Here is a 13,459-nt window from a genome sequence, read left to right on the forward strand (position 1 = left end):
TATGATGAGCCGACTCAAAACAGTTGGAAATTGGAATGTTGACAGTGAGAATAACAGAGGGCAACCGAGAGTTCCCCGTGCAACGGAAGCAGCACGGTTTCACCTTGATTGAGATATTGGTGGTGGTGGTCATCCTCGGCATTCTCGCCGCAGTGGTGGTACCAAAATCATGGACCGACCCGATGCGGCGCGTATCACCAAGGCGCGTCAGGATGTACGTACTCTGGAAAGCGCTCTCAACCTCTACAAACTCGACAATCACCACTACCCCACCACCGACCAGGGACTCGATGCACTGGTCAGCAAACCGAGTGACTCACCCGAACCGCGAAACTGGAAATCGGGGGGCTATATTGCTCGCCTGCCACAGGATCCCTGGGGTAGTGACTACCAGTACCTGAACCCCGGTGTACGCAACGCGGAGATCGACATCTTCTCCTACGGTGCCGACAACCAACCTGACGGCGAAGGGAACGATGCCGACATCGGCAACTGGGAGTAAGGCGCTCCGCCTGCCCCAACCCTACCCACATGGCCGTAAAAACGGCTTTACCCTGCTGGAGCTGATGGTGGTGCTGGTGATTATCGGCATCCTGCTCAGCTTCGCCTCCCTATCGCTCAACAGCAGTGGTGATGATCGGGTTAAGCGGGAGGCGCAGCGTATTACCGCGCTGCTGGAACTCGCCTCCGAGGAGGCGGTACTCGGCTCGAGGGAGCTGGGGGTGGAAATCAGCGCTGAGGGTTACCGTTTTCTGCAGCTCGATCTGGAGAACTGGGTCGCCCTGGAGGATGACACCCTACGACCCCGCACCCTCCCCGAAGATATAGAGGCAACACTCTATCTCGATGGCCTTGAGGTGGCACTCGAAGCAGGGGACGATCCGCAACCGCAACTCCTGCTGCTCTCCGATGGTGAGATCGCCCCCTTTGAACTGAAGCTACAACTGTTCGACAGCGAGCAGCACTATCTGATCAGCGCCAACGCCATCGGCCAGCTCTCACTGCAACGAGGTGAGGAGTGACACGAAGAAATCAACGCGGCTTCACCCTGCTCGAGGTACTGGTCGCACTGTCGATCCTGGCGGTGGCACTCGGTGCCCTGATCCAGAGCGGCGGACAGAGTGCCAACACCCTCTCCCACCTGCGCGACAAGACACTCGCACACTGGGTCGCCAGTAATAAGGCCAACGAACTGCAGCTTGCCAACGCCTGGCCGGAGAACCGTACCCAGAAGGGTGAGAGCGAGCCGGCCGATCTGGAGTGGCACTGGCAAATGGCCGTCCACCCCACCGCCGACAGAGACCTGAAACGGATTGAGATCGAGGTACGTCTCAACAAGGAGAGTGACTCGTCGCTGGCACGCGTGGTCACCCTGCTGACCCGTCCAACCGAGAAGATCACCCAATGAAGCGGCAGCACGGTTTTACACTGCTGGAATTGATGGTCGCGATTGCGATCTTCGCCACCCTCTCGGTGCTCGCCTACGGCGGACTCGCCTCGGTGTTGGAGAGTCATGAACATACCGAACGACAGGCCGATCGACTCCAGCAGCTTCAAAAGCTGTTTCGCTATCTGGAACGCGATATCGAACAGGCAGTCGAACGTCCGGTGCGCGGTGCATACGGCGATAGCCTGCCAGCCCTGCAGATCTACAGTAGCGACGGTGCACTGCTGGAGCTGACCCGCAGCGGTCGGCGAAACCCAGCCAACCTCCCACGCAGCGCGCTGCAGCGTGTCGCCTACAGCTTCGATGAGCAGCGCCTGCGCCGTCACCACTGGCGGGTACTCGACCGCGCGCCCGACAGCGAGGCGGTTGAGATCGAACTGAGCGATGGTATCGAACAGATCTCACTACGGGTGATGGATGATAAACGTGAGTGGCAACAGAGCTGGCCACCCACACAGATCGGTGCAGCCACCACGCCCCGCCCCCTCGCCATTGAGGTCATCATTGAGACCGAAGACTACGGGCGTATCAGCCGACTCTTCCGGGTAGGGGGCTAGGGTGTTGGACCTATACCGACAGCGCGGCGTGGCACTGATCACCGCCCTACTGGTGGTGGCGTTGGCCGCCACCGCTGCAACGGCGATGGTCACCCGCCAGCAGCTCGATATTCGTCGCACTGCCAATATGATCCATAGCGATCAGACCCGCCACTACGCACTCGGTGCTGAGGCGTGGGGTATCAATCAACTGTTGAAGGATCGTGGTGAAAATAAGACCGATAGCCTCAGTGATGACTGGGCCACCATCCTGCCGCCGATGGAGGTCGAAGGGGGATACATCTCCGGCAACATTGAGGAGCTGCAGGGGCGTTTTAATCTCAACAACCTCATTGCCAGGGAGGCGCGTGGTGAACTGGCGCGCAAACGCTTTGAGCGACTGCTAAAACAGCTCGGTCTCGAAGCTGCGCTGCTACAGGCGGTCACCGACTGGATCGATGAAGACATCAATCCGCGCTATCCCGATGGTGCGGAGGATGACTACTACCTCGGTCTGCAACCCGCCTACCGCACCGCCAACCGGGAGATCGGCTCGATCAGCGAGCTGCGACTGATCCGCGGTTTTGATACCGACAACATTAGGGCCCTGCGCCCCTACATCACCGCACTACCGCAACCGAGCAAGATCAATATAAACACCGCACCCGATGAAATTCTGCTGACCCTGGCCGATGATCTTGAGCGCAGTGACATCGATTCGCTGATCGAGACAAGGGATGAAAACGCCTTTGCCACTACCGCTCAATTCCTGCAAGATAAGGCCTTTGCAGGACGCGAAATCGACGGCAACGGCCTCGGTGTGACCACAGACTACTTCATGATCCACAGCCAAAGCGAAATCGGTCGAAGCCGACTCCTTCACCACACCCTTGTACAGCGACCCACTAACGGTTCGGTGGCCATCTTGATGCGCAGTCGGGGAGAGTACTGATGGAGCCGACCATCCTGCTACAGCTCGAGGGTGAAGATGCGCTTCACTGGGTCACGCTCGATCGTGGTGGCCGTGCCAGCCTGCCGCAACACGGCACATTCAGTGAACTGGCACGTCACGCCGGCACCACCCGCCTCACCCTGATTGCACCCGCCGAGTCGCTACTACTAACAGAGGTCTCAATCCCCACTCGTAGTCGCCAGCAGTTGCAGCAGGCGCTCCCCTTTGCGATGGAGGAGCAGCTAAGCGAAGAGGTCGAGCTGCTCCACTTCGCCTATCCTCGCCCCACCGGTAACGCACCGTTGCCGGTTGCCGTGATTGCCAAATCGAGACTCATCGACTGGCAGCAGCAGTTCGCCGCACACGGCCTGACTCTCACCTCGATCGTCGCCGAGCCACAACTACTCCCGCTTGATGGGGATACATGGCACCTGCTACTGGATGATCGTCGCGCACTGCTGCGCAGTGGCACCCTCCGTGGCTATGCTATCGACCCTGACAATCTCGACAGGGTGTTACAACTCGCCATAGATGAGATGGGAGAGAATCCGCCCGCACAGATCATGGTCAGCGATCTTCGCAGTCAGGCCACTCCTCTGCCCCACTTCGCCAATATTGAGCTCGTCGTTAAACAGCTGGCCGACGGCACCCTGCCTCTGTATGCCAGAGGCTACCTGGCCACAACACCGATTGAGCTGCTGCAGGGTGAGTTCAGTCGTCGTGAACAAATGGGGCGCAACCTCAAGCCGTGGATTCCCAGCGCCGCGATGTTAATGATCGCATTGTCCCTGAGTGGCACCGCCACCATCGGTGACTATCAGGCGCTGCAGGATGAGAGCAAAAACAACCAGCAGCAAATCGAACAGATCTATCTCGAGGCCTTTCCAAAGAGCAAGCTTGTAACCGGAAGAGAGAAGGCGCTAATGGAGCAGAAGCTGGTCAAGCTGCGCCAGCGCAGCGCCAGTAGCAGCGGCGCACTACCGCTACTGGAGAAAAGCGGAGAGCGTATCCAGCAACTGGATGGCGTCTCAATCGAGACCATCAATTATCGTAACGGCACACTGGAGCTCGACCTGCGCGCTGAGAACCTGCAGCTGATCGATCAACTCAAGCAGCAGCTCGATAACGACACATCACTCAATGTCGAGATCGCCTCCGCTACCTCACGCAATGGTCGCATTGAGGGTCGTCTGCGCATCAGGAGCGGCTCATGAGTCAGTGGTGGAGTGGGCTAGAGGCACGAGAACGCCGCATGCTGATGTTTGGCGCTGTAGCGCTACTCGCACTAGCGCTCTATGCGCTGGTCTGGGAGCCCTACCAGAAGAGCAACACACGTCTTCAACAGCGCGTTGAGCAGCAGCGCGACACCCTTAACTGGATGGAGCAGGCACGTCTCGAGGCGGCGTCGCTGCGTGGTCGCACAACGACGCCCCAGGGAAGTAACGAATCACTACTCTCGCTCACCGATCGCACTGCCAAACTGCGCAAGTTGGGATCTCAGATCAAGCGATTACAACCCGACAGCGATACAAGTGTGCGTGTCTGGCTCGAGCAGAGCCGCTTCGACATCTTGATGCACTGGCTCGGCGAGTTGCAAAGCCGTTACGGTATCACCATCGCCACGCTACAGATCGACAGGCAGGAGAGCGCCGGGATCGTCAACGCACGTCTGACCCTGCAGCGTCGCGCACCATGAAGCCGCTACTTCGTTACCTCGGTCTCGCCGTTGGGGCCTATCTATTAATGCTGGTGATCACACTGCCTGCCACACACCTTAATGGCTGGTTTGGCGCTCACCTACCGCAGCTCAAGCTGCACACTCCAGGCGGCACACTCTGGTCGGGAAATGCGGCATCGGTCCGTATCGATAACACCACTCTGGAGAACGTTGAGTGGTGTTATGCGCCCACTGCACTTCTATCCGGACGGATAGGCTTCAATACCCAGATCAAGAGTCGACTAGTGAAGGGCGAAGGTCTGCTCTCAATCGATGCCGAGCAACTCGTTGGCATTGATGGTCTCACCGCTATCAGCTCGCTGGCACAGCTACCCCTCCCACCGATGGCCGCAGCCGTGAAACCCACCGGCAAACTTGAACTACGGCTAACACAGGCACGCCTTGCTGGAAAACAGATTAAATCACTGACAGGAGAACTGATCTGGCGTGACGCCAGCTTCAGTCTGGCACAACCGGTCGCACTGGGTGATCTCAAGGCGACATTTGCAACAAATGAGCAGGGACTGCAGATCGATCATCACCACAGCGATACCTCGAGGGTATCTACGCCACACGACCTCCATATCTCAAGGAGTCAGCCATCGACGCCAGATGAACTCAATGTCTGAGCAGTGTCCTCAATCTACGCAACTCGTACAGACGTCACCGACCTGCAGCAGCTACTCTCAATGCTTGGCGCACGAGGCAACAGTAACCGTGCAGCAATCAATCTCAGTGGTAGGCTTCCCCAGCTTCCTCTGACACTCTAGTATTAAGCCTCCACATTGACCCACACCGCACCATAGATAAGAGACCAACGCTCTACATAGACCGATCACCCTATGTCTCTGTTACTGCTAACAACCCCCGACCAGCACAACTACGACGACCCCTCGGTCGATCTCAAGGAGCGGGCGCTCAATCGCTGGCTCAACGAACTGCCACTATTCAACTACAGTGACACCGCCAGGCAGATCAGAGAGCGACTCGAGGCATTTAACGCACAGAAGATGCCGATCAAACAGCGTATCAACCTGCTTGAACTCTATCGTAAACCTGTCGAACGACTCTTCAGCGCTGTCGATATCAAGCAGTTGATTAAACAGATTCAGCAGAGTGACGAGCAGAATGAGTTTATCGACCAGGTGGGACTGCTTTTCGCCACCCTGGCTGACGGGTACAAACTGGTAGTGATGGAGGGTTATCGCAACAAGCTCGAACCTGAGTAAAGATAAGCTCCGGGAAGTCGCTATTTTGCGAAAAGTTTGTTTTGGGCATCAGCCCAAGCAAACAGCAAAACTTAACGCGACCGTTTATGCCTTCGAGCGCCCCGACCGATCCTGCGTACGTTGCGTAATCACTCTTCGCGGCTCTACACAACTCCCTCAGTGACTCTACGCCGACTATAAAGCCGCTGCTGCATCTTCTTCGTCGTCCGCTCGCGCTCTCAACTACGAATAGGCAGACGGCGTCGACTATCGGGGACTAACCGCCCTCACTTCGCTCTCCATGGCGGTCAGCGGCTGTTGTTGGCGATCTTTCGCAGCATGGAACAGATCACCCTCGGACTGCTGCACACCTACCGCTACTACGGACCGGTGCCACCCTTCGCTCTACTCGAGCTGCACCAACTCTACTACTATGCTGAACAGAGTGGCTGCGAGAACACTCCGGCGATCGGACGACGCGACAGTAGCACCACCGCCAATCTCTACAAACGAGTGATGTTACTGACCATCAGTGATCCATTCCGACTCGGCGAGAATGAGCTGCTGCCACTGTTTCAGGCCTATCTAGAACTGGCACCACTCTGCCGCATCGACAGCGCCGAAGCGGCCAAGTGTCAGGGCAGCTTTCTGATCGACCTCAATGGCGACTCTCCCCCGCGCGGCTGCAAGGAGGGCGATGTTGAGCGTGCCGAAGTGCCGCGAATTTACGACATTGGACCACTGCTCGATGAGCTGGAACAGCGCATTGAGAATGGACATGAAAAACAGGCCGAACCGATGCTGGCGCGTCTCTCCAGCCAACACCGAGGCCAGGAACCCGGGGAGTCGCTATTTTTGCGAAAGTTTGTTTTGGGCATCCAAGCCCAAGCAAACAGCAAAAACTTAACGCGACCGTTTATGCCTTCGGCGCCCCGACCGTCCTGCGTACGTTGCGTAATCACCTCTTCGCGGCTCTACACAACTCCCTCAGTGACTCTACGCCGACATAAAGCCGCTGCTGCATCTTCTTCGTCGTCCGCTCGCGCTCTCAACTACGAATATGCAGACGGCGTCGACTATCGCGGACTAACCGCCTTCGCTTCGCTATCCATGGCGGTCAGCGAACGAAAGCTGCCCCGTGAATCGGCCGAGCGTTATGTGTCGTTGATTGTTGGCCTGGAGGGCATCTGTGACTATCTCACCAGCCACCGAGAATCCCTGCTCTCAAGCTGGCGCGTGGTCAATGAACACAACGAAGGTAACCAGCTCAGTAGTACAACCAGCAGCGGTGTCGAGATACACGTCGGGGAGGTGATCGCCATGCCAGTCCCGGATGACAATCCGCCGCAACTCGCCACCGTACGTTGGCTAAAAAATGATGGTACCGGCCATATAGAGATCGGCATCGCCTTTCTCGATGGCAACGCCACACCTACCCACTGTGGCTATGATGATGAACCGGCCAGGGCATCGTTGTTCCTAAAGGCGCAGCCTGAGATCGGCCTACCGACAACGATGATTGCTGCCAAGGGCATCTATCAAAAGGGACGCCAGCTGCACCTAACCGCCGTCACCGGTCAACGGGTAAAGGCCAAGGCGGGCTCGAGTCTGGTGCAGACGCAACGTTTCGATCAGTTCACCCTGCACAAGTAAATATTAAATTCATCACAGGGCGTTATACTCCACAACATCACAGGTAACGGACAGCACCATGGGCAAGTCAAAAAAGAGTTCGAAAAAAGCGTTGAAAGATATACCGCTGGAGATCACTCCTGAGAACAAGTGCAGTTTTTGCGTCGGCTCGAAGTGTTGTACCTACATTACCCAGGTGATCGACACGCCACGCTCCAAGGCGGACTTCCAGCATATGCTGTGGCAGATCTCACACCAGAACATCAGATTCTATAAAGACGACGATGGCTGGACACTACTGGTCGACTCGCCATGCCTTCACCTACAAGGCGATGGTCGATGCGGCATCTATCATGAACGCCCCGGCATCTGCCGCGACCATAGCAATGATTACTGCGAACTTGATGCGCCCGCCGAAGATGGCTTCAACCTCTATTTCGACAGCTACAAATCACTACTGAAATACTGCAAGAAACGTTTCAAGAAGTGGGCCTGACCTGACCCTGAGTCGGTTAGAAATAACCACACAGGATCGTAGCCCGAATAAAACGAAGTCTAATCCTGAACGCCGCTCACCACTCTCCGCGATTCACAGCAGTACATCCTCCTCCCCAGCACGAGGAGCGTGCGGTTAGTCACCGCTACTCTTATGCTGGTGATCGCTCGGCCAATTCCAACAGAGATTCGAAGTGATCCAGAGCTGTGAAGTCAGCAGTATCCCGCGCCGCTCCCCTGGTATCGGGATTACGTACCGCAAGCAGATGTTTAATACCGTAGCTGTGTGCTGAGCGCAGTACTGGCAGACTGTCATCAATCAACAGCGTTGAGGCTGGTTCAAACGGTTCCACCGCCTGCAAGGCATCCCAGAAGCTGGTCTCCTCTTTCGGCTTGCCGAAGTCGTGGGTGCAGATAATTTTTTCGAAGTGGCCCGCCAGCTGCGTCTTCTCCATCTTTAACGCCAGGCTCTTCTGATGCGCATTGGTTACCAGCACACGGCGACGTCCTGAGCGTTCAAGCGCCTCGAGAAAATCGACCACGTGGGGATGGATCGCGATCAGATGATCGACCTCCTCTTTGAGCATTGCGATATCGAGTCCCAGCTCCTGACTCCAGTAGTCGACGCAGTACCACTCCATCGTCCCCTCGGCAGCCTGAAAACGTGGATAGAGCAATTCACGCGCCCGCTCGATCTCAAGTTCATTGATCTCGGCATATCGCTGCGGCACATGCTCCTGCCAGAAGTAGTTATCGAAGTGCAGATCGAGCAACGTTCCATCCATGTCGAGAAACAGGGTGTGGATCGCACTCCAGTCGGGTTCGGTCGCATTGGTCATAAGGGGCTCCTTTGCCCTCTATTATCGACCCTCCCACCGACCTGTGCCAGCCTCAGAGCTGATGTACAATGTCGGCTGCCCAGCAACACCCATAACCGAGACGATGCAAAAAAAACCTGAAGTCCTCAGTACCACCATGATCGCATCCACTCGACTCTTCAAAGTCGAGCAGCTCGATCTACGTTTTAGTAATGGCGTCGAGGTGAGTTACGAGCGTCTGATCGGCTCTCCGCACGGTGCGGTACTGATCGTACCGATGCTCGATGCCGACACAGTGCTACTGGTGCGCGAATATGCCGCCGGTGTCGATCGTTACGAACTGACCCTTCCAAAGGGGCGCATCGAGGCAGGCGAACCTCCAGTCGAGGCGGCCAATCGCGAGATTATGGAGGAGATAGGTTACGGCGCAGAACAGCTAACACACGTCACCTCTCTGACCCTCGCACCCGGCTATCTGGGGCACACCACCCATATCGTGCTGGCCGAACGGCTCTATGAGAAACGGATGGAGGGTGACGAACCCGAGGAGCTTGAGGTAGTGCCGTGGAAACTGAGCCAACTCGATCAACTACTGCAACATGAAGAGTGCACCGAGGCGCGCACCATTGCCGCACTGTTTTTGATACGCGAAAGGACCAACAATGTCTGAATCAAACACCCCCTGCCCACTCGATCTCGAGGCACTGATCGGCCCAGTAGCCGAACTATCACGTGAGGCGGGTCGTCTCATTATCGAGATCTACAACACCGAATTTAGTGTTGAACTGAAAGAAGACCAGTCGCCACTGACCCAGGCGGACATGGCAGCACACGGTGCCATCAAGGCAGGGCTCGCAGCACTAACACCCGAGATACCACTACTCTCTGAAGAGGAGGCGAACATCCCCTTCTCCGAACGCAGCCAATGGAGCACCTACTGGCTGGTCGATCCGCTCGACGGCACCCGCGAGTTCATCAAACGTAACGGTGAGTTCACCGTCAATATCGCACTGATCCACAACCACCGCTCAGTACTCGGCTCGATCCACGTACCGGTCAGTGGCGTCGACTACTTCGCCTGGGAGGGTGGCGGTTCATTCAAGCAGATCCCCGGCGGCGAGCCTGAGCAGATCAAGGTCGCATCACACAATGACGGTCCGCTTCGGGTCGCTGGCAGTCGCTCACATCGTGGCGACTCACTCAACGCCTTCCTGGAACGGATCGGTGAATACGAAATCATCGGCATGGGTAGCTCGCTCAAATCGTGCCTGGTGGCAGAGGGTCGTGCTCATCTCTACCCACGCCTCGGCCCCACCTCTGAGTGGGATACAGCTGCCGCACAATGCGTGGTCGAAGAGGCCGGTGGTCAGCTGACCGAAACCGACATGCAGCCGCTGCGTTATAACACCAAGGATTCGCTGCTCAATCCGCACTTCTTTGTATACGGAGAGCAACACGATTGGTCGCAGTACCTCGACAATGCGTAACAGGCTCTAACGGCAATGATCGATCAATTACGACGCCTGCTACAGCGTTCCAGGCGCTGTAGCAGCAAAAGCAGCAGCATCATCGATGGCGTGCAGCTGGCAACCGCCACACTGCTAATCGAGATAGCACGTGCCGATCACACCATCGAAACAGCAGAACGCTCTGCCATTGAACAGCTACTACGCAACCGCTTCTCACTCGATGAGACGGCCCTCAAGCTACTGATGGACGAGGCCGAACGCAGTAGTGAACAGAGCGTCTCGCTCTACCCCTACACCCGCCTGATCAACGACCACTTCAAACTCAGCGAGAAAAGAGAGATCATCGAACTACTCTGGCGCGTCGCCTTCGCCGATGGCCATAAGGATGATCACGAAGAACACCAGATCCGCAAAATCGCCAGCCTCATCTACCTCCCCCACCGCGACTTCATCGCTGCACGCCAACAGGCATCCAGGGCAACTAAACATCAATGACCGCAGGGTAGGTTGAGCGAGCCCTGAGCGAAGCGAGGAAGTACTCTTGGGTGCAACAAAACACACCAAATGCCGATGTGGCCCGGTTGTGGGTGATATGTTGGGTTTCCTTATCATTCAACCCAACCTACGACTCTTGCGCCACGTGGGCGCATAAACGTGCCCACCCTACATTTTGGAACTTCGCACAGCAGTGCGTGCTTTCAAGCGCCAGGATATTAGTTCGAGGAGAACGCGCGGTAACAGATACAAATCGTAGTGCATTACTCGAAGCACTCTACGAAACGATTCAATGACAGATCTACTGTACCGCTCACGAGATAGGAGTGTCGCGTTAGCACCATGAGTAGTGCAGTCGAGAAGCATCATTATCAATAGTTAATGGGCATCGCAGATGGGCGCTGGAACGTAGTAAGCAGACGAAAAGACAACCTGTGATGTGGCATCGCAACTCTGCGCATCCCTTTCTCTAGACTCACAATCCAGATGACTTCAGCACGCCGCTCTCGCACATCCGTGTGCTTCGCGGCATAAGGCCATCCATGGCCAAAAAAAACCGGGGCAAACCCCGGTTCTTCTTGATCATTGGCCGGTAAGGGCTTAGACCATCTCTTTCAGCGCCTTCAGCGGCAGTACCTTGACGGTGTTGCGTGCTGGTTTCGCCTTGAACATCATCTCTTCGCCGGTGAAGGGGTTGATGCCCTTGCGAGCCTTGGTAGCAGGCTTCTTCACAACCTTGATCTTCATCAGACCTGGGATATTGAATACGCCCGGTCCACGACGACGTGGGTTGATCTCTTTGTTGATCATTTCTGACATGGCGTCGAATACAGCACCGACATCCTTCTTGGTCAGACCGGTGGCCTCTGAGAGGTTGTTCAGAATCTCGGTCTTGGTTGCTGCTTTCTTAGGTGCAGCAGCGGCAGCTTTCTTTGCAGCGGCCTTCTTTTTTGGTGCAGCTTTTTTCTTTACAGCCATCTAGTTAACTCCTTTTTTGGTGGTTTCCCGCGTGAGGGTGTTGCATAACATAACTGCTTTTAATCCCTATTTCTATAGGTGTTTGGCGATTTTGATCACCCTTTAAGCAATATATATAGGGGTTTGGCAACTTCACCATTTCAGGTTGGCAATCAAACATATAGGGAAGGCGATAAATATGGCTATCTCACTCTGCGATCCTTTCTCAACTTAACCACATAACCCTCTATAAAACCGAAGATTTAGCATCAACATTATTCCGCCACTCGTCATGACAGCCAGTAATTGTTACAGGATCAGCAACGACTTATATAAGAAATACGCTACATATGTAGCACTAAAAGATTGTCATAAATACCACGCTTACTATCACTTTAAACTCATCCAAAGCACCCAACAGCGGTAAAAACAGCGCTAAATTTTAGTGCCATAATGATAGCGAGCAACGCTCACACCAGTACGAAGTGCAAATTATGGAGTAGAAGATGTCCGCTATCCTTGCTGTCGGTATCGCCACCCTCGATATCATCAACACCGTGGATGACTATCCCATCGAGAATAGTGAGCAACGCATCACTGGTCAGCGAATCGTCTGTGGCGGAAATGCCACCAACACCCTCTCGGTGCTGCAACAGTTCGGATTCTCCTGTTCACTTGCGGCAAGCCTTGCCGACGAGCCCGATGGCCGGCGTGTGATCGCCATGCTGGAGGCGCGCAGTATCGACCTTGATCACTGCCTCATCGATAGCACGGGTAAAGTCCCAACCTCCTATATCACTCTCAATCTCCACAACGGCTCACGCACTATCCTCCACCACCGTGATCTTGAAGAGTTTCAGCTGGAGGATTTCAAACGTATCGATCTAAGTCGCTACGACTGGATCCACTTCGAGGGGCGCAACATCAGCCAGACCAAAGCGATGCTCGACCACCTGCGCAGCCACCACCCCGAAGTTAAGTATTCAATCGAGATTGAGAAGCCGCGTGACAACATCGAGCAGCTGTTTGATCACGCCGATCTACTGCTCTTTTCACGCATCTATGCACTCCACAACGGCTTCGACTCACCCGAGCTGTTTCTTAATCAGATTCGTGATCACCACGATGTCGCCGATCTGGTCGTTGCCTGGGGTAAGATGGGTGCAACCGCACTCGATCGCGCGGGTAACTTCTATCAGGCGCCAGCCTATCCCCCTGAGAAAGTTGTCGATACACTCGCTGCGGGTGACACCTTCAACGCCGCCTTTATCGCCTCGCAACTCAAGCAACAGCCATTTGTTATGTCACTACACGAGGCGTGTCGTCTCGCGGGTGCCAAGTGCGGTCAGCTGTGTTTAGACAATCTGGTCGATAGCGAATCATGAAGGTCAAAACAGCGCTTGTAGCCGCTACCGAGATCAAAGATGACAGCGCACGTGGTTTCAGTGTCACGGTTAACGATGATCCACTCGAGCTTTTTGTCGTCAACCGCAGCGGTAACTTCTACGCCTATCTCAATAAGTGCCCCCACGTCGGTGGTGAGCTCAACTGGCGCCCCGATCAGTTTCTCGATGTCGACTGCCAGCACATCGAGTGCGGCATGCACGGTGCGCTGTTTAAAATCGAGGATGGCTACTGTATCTACGGCCCCTGTCTGGGACACTCGCTAACACCGTTAGAGATTGAACTAATCGACGGTATGATCACCCTTTTAAGCGACTCGAAACCCTAAC

18 protein-coding genes and 1 pseudogene are annotated in these 13,459 nt (G+C 55.5%); 17 read left to right on the forward strand and 2 right to left on the reverse strand.

What is annotated here, in order from left to right; all coding sequences use genetic code 11:
- Positions 1-35 precede the first annotated feature (35 nt).
- The 12 genes and pseudogenes from gspG (at position 36) to HUE57_RS18270 (ending at position 7,988) form a co-directional block, all read left to right on the forward strand.
- A pseudogene (gene gspG, locus HUE57_RS18215) lies at positions 36-502 on the forward strand (type II secretion system major pseudopilin GspG).
- On the forward strand, positions 477-1,022 hold the full coding sequence (gene gspH / locus HUE57_RS18220; protein ID WP_078484476.1) for a type II secretion system minor pseudopilin GspH: 546 nt from the start codon (positions 477-479) through the stop codon (positions 1,020-1,022). The pseudogene gspG and the gene gspH overlap by 26 nt, the downstream one beginning before the upstream one ends.
- The gene (gene gspI / locus HUE57_RS18225; RefSeq protein WP_078484475.1) at positions 1,019-1,408 is read left to right on the forward strand and encodes a type II secretion system minor pseudopilin GspI; all 390 of its coding nucleotides are present in this window, start codon (positions 1,019-1,021) and stop codon (positions 1,406-1,408) included. Before gspH ends, gspI begins: the two co-directional genes overlap by 4 nt.
- Positions 1,405-2,004 carry a type II secretion system minor pseudopilin GspJ gene (gene gspJ, locus HUE57_RS18230; protein WP_078484474.1) on the forward strand — a complete coding sequence of 200 codons (600 nt, stop codon included), beginning with the start codon at positions 1,405-1,407 and terminating at the stop codon, positions 2,002-2,004. The genes gspI and gspJ overlap by 4 nt, the downstream gene beginning before the upstream one ends.
- A 4-nt stretch (positions 2,005-2,008) precedes the next feature.
- Positions 2,009-2,935, forward strand: a complete 927-nt coding sequence (gene gspK, locus HUE57_RS18235) for a type II secretion system minor pseudopilin GspK (protein ID WP_172840340.1) — start codon at positions 2,009-2,011, stop codon at positions 2,933-2,935.
- On the forward strand, positions 2,935-4,149 hold the full coding sequence (gspL, locus tag HUE57_RS18240; protein ID WP_078484472.1) for a type II secretion system protein GspL: 1,215 nt from the start codon (positions 2,935-2,937) through the stop codon (positions 4,147-4,149). Before gspK ends, gspL begins: the two co-directional genes overlap by 1 nt.
- Positions 4,146-4,631: a type II secretion system protein GspM gene (gene gspM, locus HUE57_RS18245; RefSeq protein WP_078484471.1), complete on the forward strand. Its 486-nt coding sequence runs from the start codon at positions 4,146-4,148 to the stop codon at positions 4,629-4,631. The genes gspL and gspM overlap by 4 nt, the downstream gene beginning before the upstream one ends.
- Complete coding sequence (gene gspN / locus HUE57_RS18250) at positions 4,628-5,281, forward strand: type II secretion system protein N (protein WP_174673657.1); 654 nt, start codon at positions 4,628-4,630, stop codon at positions 5,279-5,281. The genes gspM and gspN overlap by 4 nt, the downstream gene beginning before the upstream one ends.
- Before the next feature lie 213 nt (positions 5,282-5,494).
- Complete coding sequence (locus HUE57_RS18255) at positions 5,495-5,881, forward strand: hypothetical protein (RefSeq protein ID WP_174673658.1); 387 nt, start codon at positions 5,495-5,497, stop codon at positions 5,879-5,881.
- Between the two features lie 25 nt (positions 5,882-5,906).
- Positions 5,907-6,044 carry a hypothetical protein gene (locus HUE57_RS18260; protein ID WP_174673659.1) on the forward strand — a complete coding sequence of 46 codons (138 nt, stop codon included), beginning with the start codon at positions 5,907-5,909 and terminating at the stop codon, positions 6,042-6,044.
- Between the two features lie 134 nt (positions 6,045-6,178).
- A complete protein-coding gene (locus HUE57_RS18265) occupies positions 6,179-7,513 on the forward strand; it encodes a hypothetical protein (RefSeq protein WP_174673660.1) in 1,335 nt (444 codons plus the stop codon).
- 58 nt (positions 7,514-7,571) lie between these two features.
- The gene (locus HUE57_RS18270; protein ID WP_078484468.1) at positions 7,572-7,988 is read left to right on the forward strand and encodes a YkgJ family cysteine cluster protein; all 417 of its coding nucleotides are present in this window, start codon (positions 7,572-7,574) and stop codon (positions 7,986-7,988) included.
- Positions 7,989-8,139: 151 nt separating this feature from the next.
- Here HUE57_RS18270 and yrfG read toward each other — a convergent pair whose 3' ends face one another.
- Positions 8,140-8,826, reverse strand: a complete 687-nt coding sequence (yrfG, locus tag HUE57_RS18275) for a GMP/IMP nucleotidase (protein ID WP_078484467.1) — start codon at positions 8,824-8,826, stop codon at positions 8,140-8,142.
- 103 nt (positions 8,827-8,929) lie between these two features.
- Here yrfG and nudE point away from each other — a divergent pair, with 103 nt between their 5' ends.
- Genes nudE through HUE57_RS18290 form a run of 3 tightly spaced genes read left to right on the forward strand, consistent with a single transcriptional unit; the run spans position 8,930 to position 10,769 of the window.
- Complete coding sequence (gene nudE, locus HUE57_RS18280) at positions 8,930-9,475, forward strand: ADP compounds hydrolase NudE (protein ID WP_078484466.1); 546 nt, start codon at positions 8,930-8,932, stop codon at positions 9,473-9,475.
- Positions 9,468-10,292 (forward strand): 3'(2'),5'-bisphosphate nucleotidase CysQ, encoded by an 825-nt coding sequence (gene cysQ / locus HUE57_RS18285; protein ID WP_078484465.1) that lies wholly within the window; start codon positions 9,468-9,470, stop codon positions 10,290-10,292. Before nudE ends, cysQ begins: the two co-directional genes overlap by 8 nt.
- A gap of 15 nt (positions 10,293-10,307) precedes the next feature.
- Positions 10,308-10,769 (forward strand): tellurite resistance TerB family protein, encoded by a 462-nt coding sequence (locus HUE57_RS18290; RefSeq protein ID WP_078484464.1) that lies wholly within the window; start codon positions 10,308-10,310, stop codon positions 10,767-10,769.
- Between the two features lie 600 nt (positions 10,770-11,369).
- On the opposite strand, the gene HUE57_RS18295 is transcribed toward HUE57_RS18290, so the two are convergent.
- Positions 11,370-11,747, reverse strand: coding sequence for an HU family DNA-binding protein (locus tag HUE57_RS18295; RefSeq protein ID WP_078484463.1), 378 nt, complete (start codon positions 11,745-11,747; stop codon positions 11,370-11,372).
- A gap of 485 nt (positions 11,748-12,232) precedes the next feature.
- Between HUE57_RS18295 and HUE57_RS18300 the strand changes: the two genes are divergently transcribed.
- Together HUE57_RS18300 and HUE57_RS18305 are read left to right on the forward strand one after the other, a co-directional pair.
- Positions 12,233-13,111 (forward strand): PfkB family carbohydrate kinase, encoded by an 879-nt coding sequence (locus HUE57_RS18300; RefSeq protein ID WP_078484462.1) that lies wholly within the window; start codon positions 12,233-12,235, stop codon positions 13,109-13,111.
- Positions 13,108-13,458, forward strand: a complete 351-nt coding sequence (locus HUE57_RS18305) for a Rieske (2Fe-2S) protein (protein ID WP_078484461.1) — start codon at positions 13,108-13,110, stop codon at positions 13,456-13,458. The genes HUE57_RS18300 and HUE57_RS18305 overlap by 4 nt, the downstream gene beginning before the upstream one ends.
- Position 13,459 lies beyond the last annotated feature (1 nt).

This window comes from Candidatus Reidiella endopervernicosa, from assembly GCF_013343005.1.
Lineage (GTDB): Bacteria > Pseudomonadota > Gammaproteobacteria.

Excerpts from the sequence above, each read along its gene's own strand:
- gspM (WP_078484471.1), top strand. The coding sequence starts at position 4,146 with ATGAGTCAGTGGTGGAGTGGGCTAGAGGCACGAGAACGCCGCATGCTG.
- gspH (WP_078484476.1), top strand. The coding sequence starts at position 477 with ATGCCGACATCGGCAACTGGGAGTAAGGCGCTCCGCCTGCCCCAACCC.
- HUE57_RS18290 (WP_078484464.1), top strand. The coding sequence starts at position 10,308 with ATGATCGATCAATTACGACGCCTGCTACAGCGTTCCAGGCGCTGTAGC.
- gspL (WP_078484472.1), top strand. The coding sequence starts at position 2,935 with ATGGAGCCGACCATCCTGCTACAGCTCGAGGGTGAAGATGCGCTTCAC.
- cysQ (WP_078484465.1), top strand. The coding sequence starts at position 9,468 with ATGTCTGAATCAAACACCCCCTGCCCACTCGATCTCGAGGCACTGATC.
- HUE57_RS18295 (WP_078484463.1), bottom strand. The coding sequence starts at position 11,747 with ATGGCTGTAAAGAAAAAAGCTGCACCAAAAAAGAAGGCCGCTGCAAAG.
- nudE (WP_078484466.1), top strand. The coding sequence starts at position 8,930 with ATGCAAAAAAAACCTGAAGTCCTCAGTACCACCATGATCGCATCCACT.
- HUE57_RS18305 (WP_078484461.1), top strand. The coding sequence starts at position 13,108 with ATGAAGGTCAAAACAGCGCTTGTAGCCGCTACCGAGATCAAAGATGAC.
- gspN (WP_174673657.1), top strand. The coding sequence starts at position 4,628 with ATGAAGCCGCTACTTCGTTACCTCGGTCTCGCCGTTGGGGCCTATCTA.
- HUE57_RS18270 (WP_078484468.1), top strand. The coding sequence starts at position 7,572 with ATGGGCAAGTCAAAAAAGAGTTCGAAAAAAGCGTTGAAAGATATACCG.
- HUE57_RS18255 (WP_174673658.1), top strand. The coding sequence starts at position 5,495 with ATGTCTCTGTTACTGCTAACAACCCCCGACCAGCACAACTACGACGAC.
- HUE57_RS18300 (WP_078484462.1), top strand. The coding sequence starts at position 12,233 with ATGTCCGCTATCCTTGCTGTCGGTATCGCCACCCTCGATATCATCAAC.
- gspJ (WP_078484474.1), top strand. The coding sequence starts at position 1,405 with ATGAAGCGGCAGCACGGTTTTACACTGCTGGAATTGATGGTCGCGATT.
- yrfG (WP_078484467.1), bottom strand. The coding sequence starts at position 8,826 with ATGACCAATGCGACCGAACCCGACTGGAGTGCGATCCACACCCTGTTT.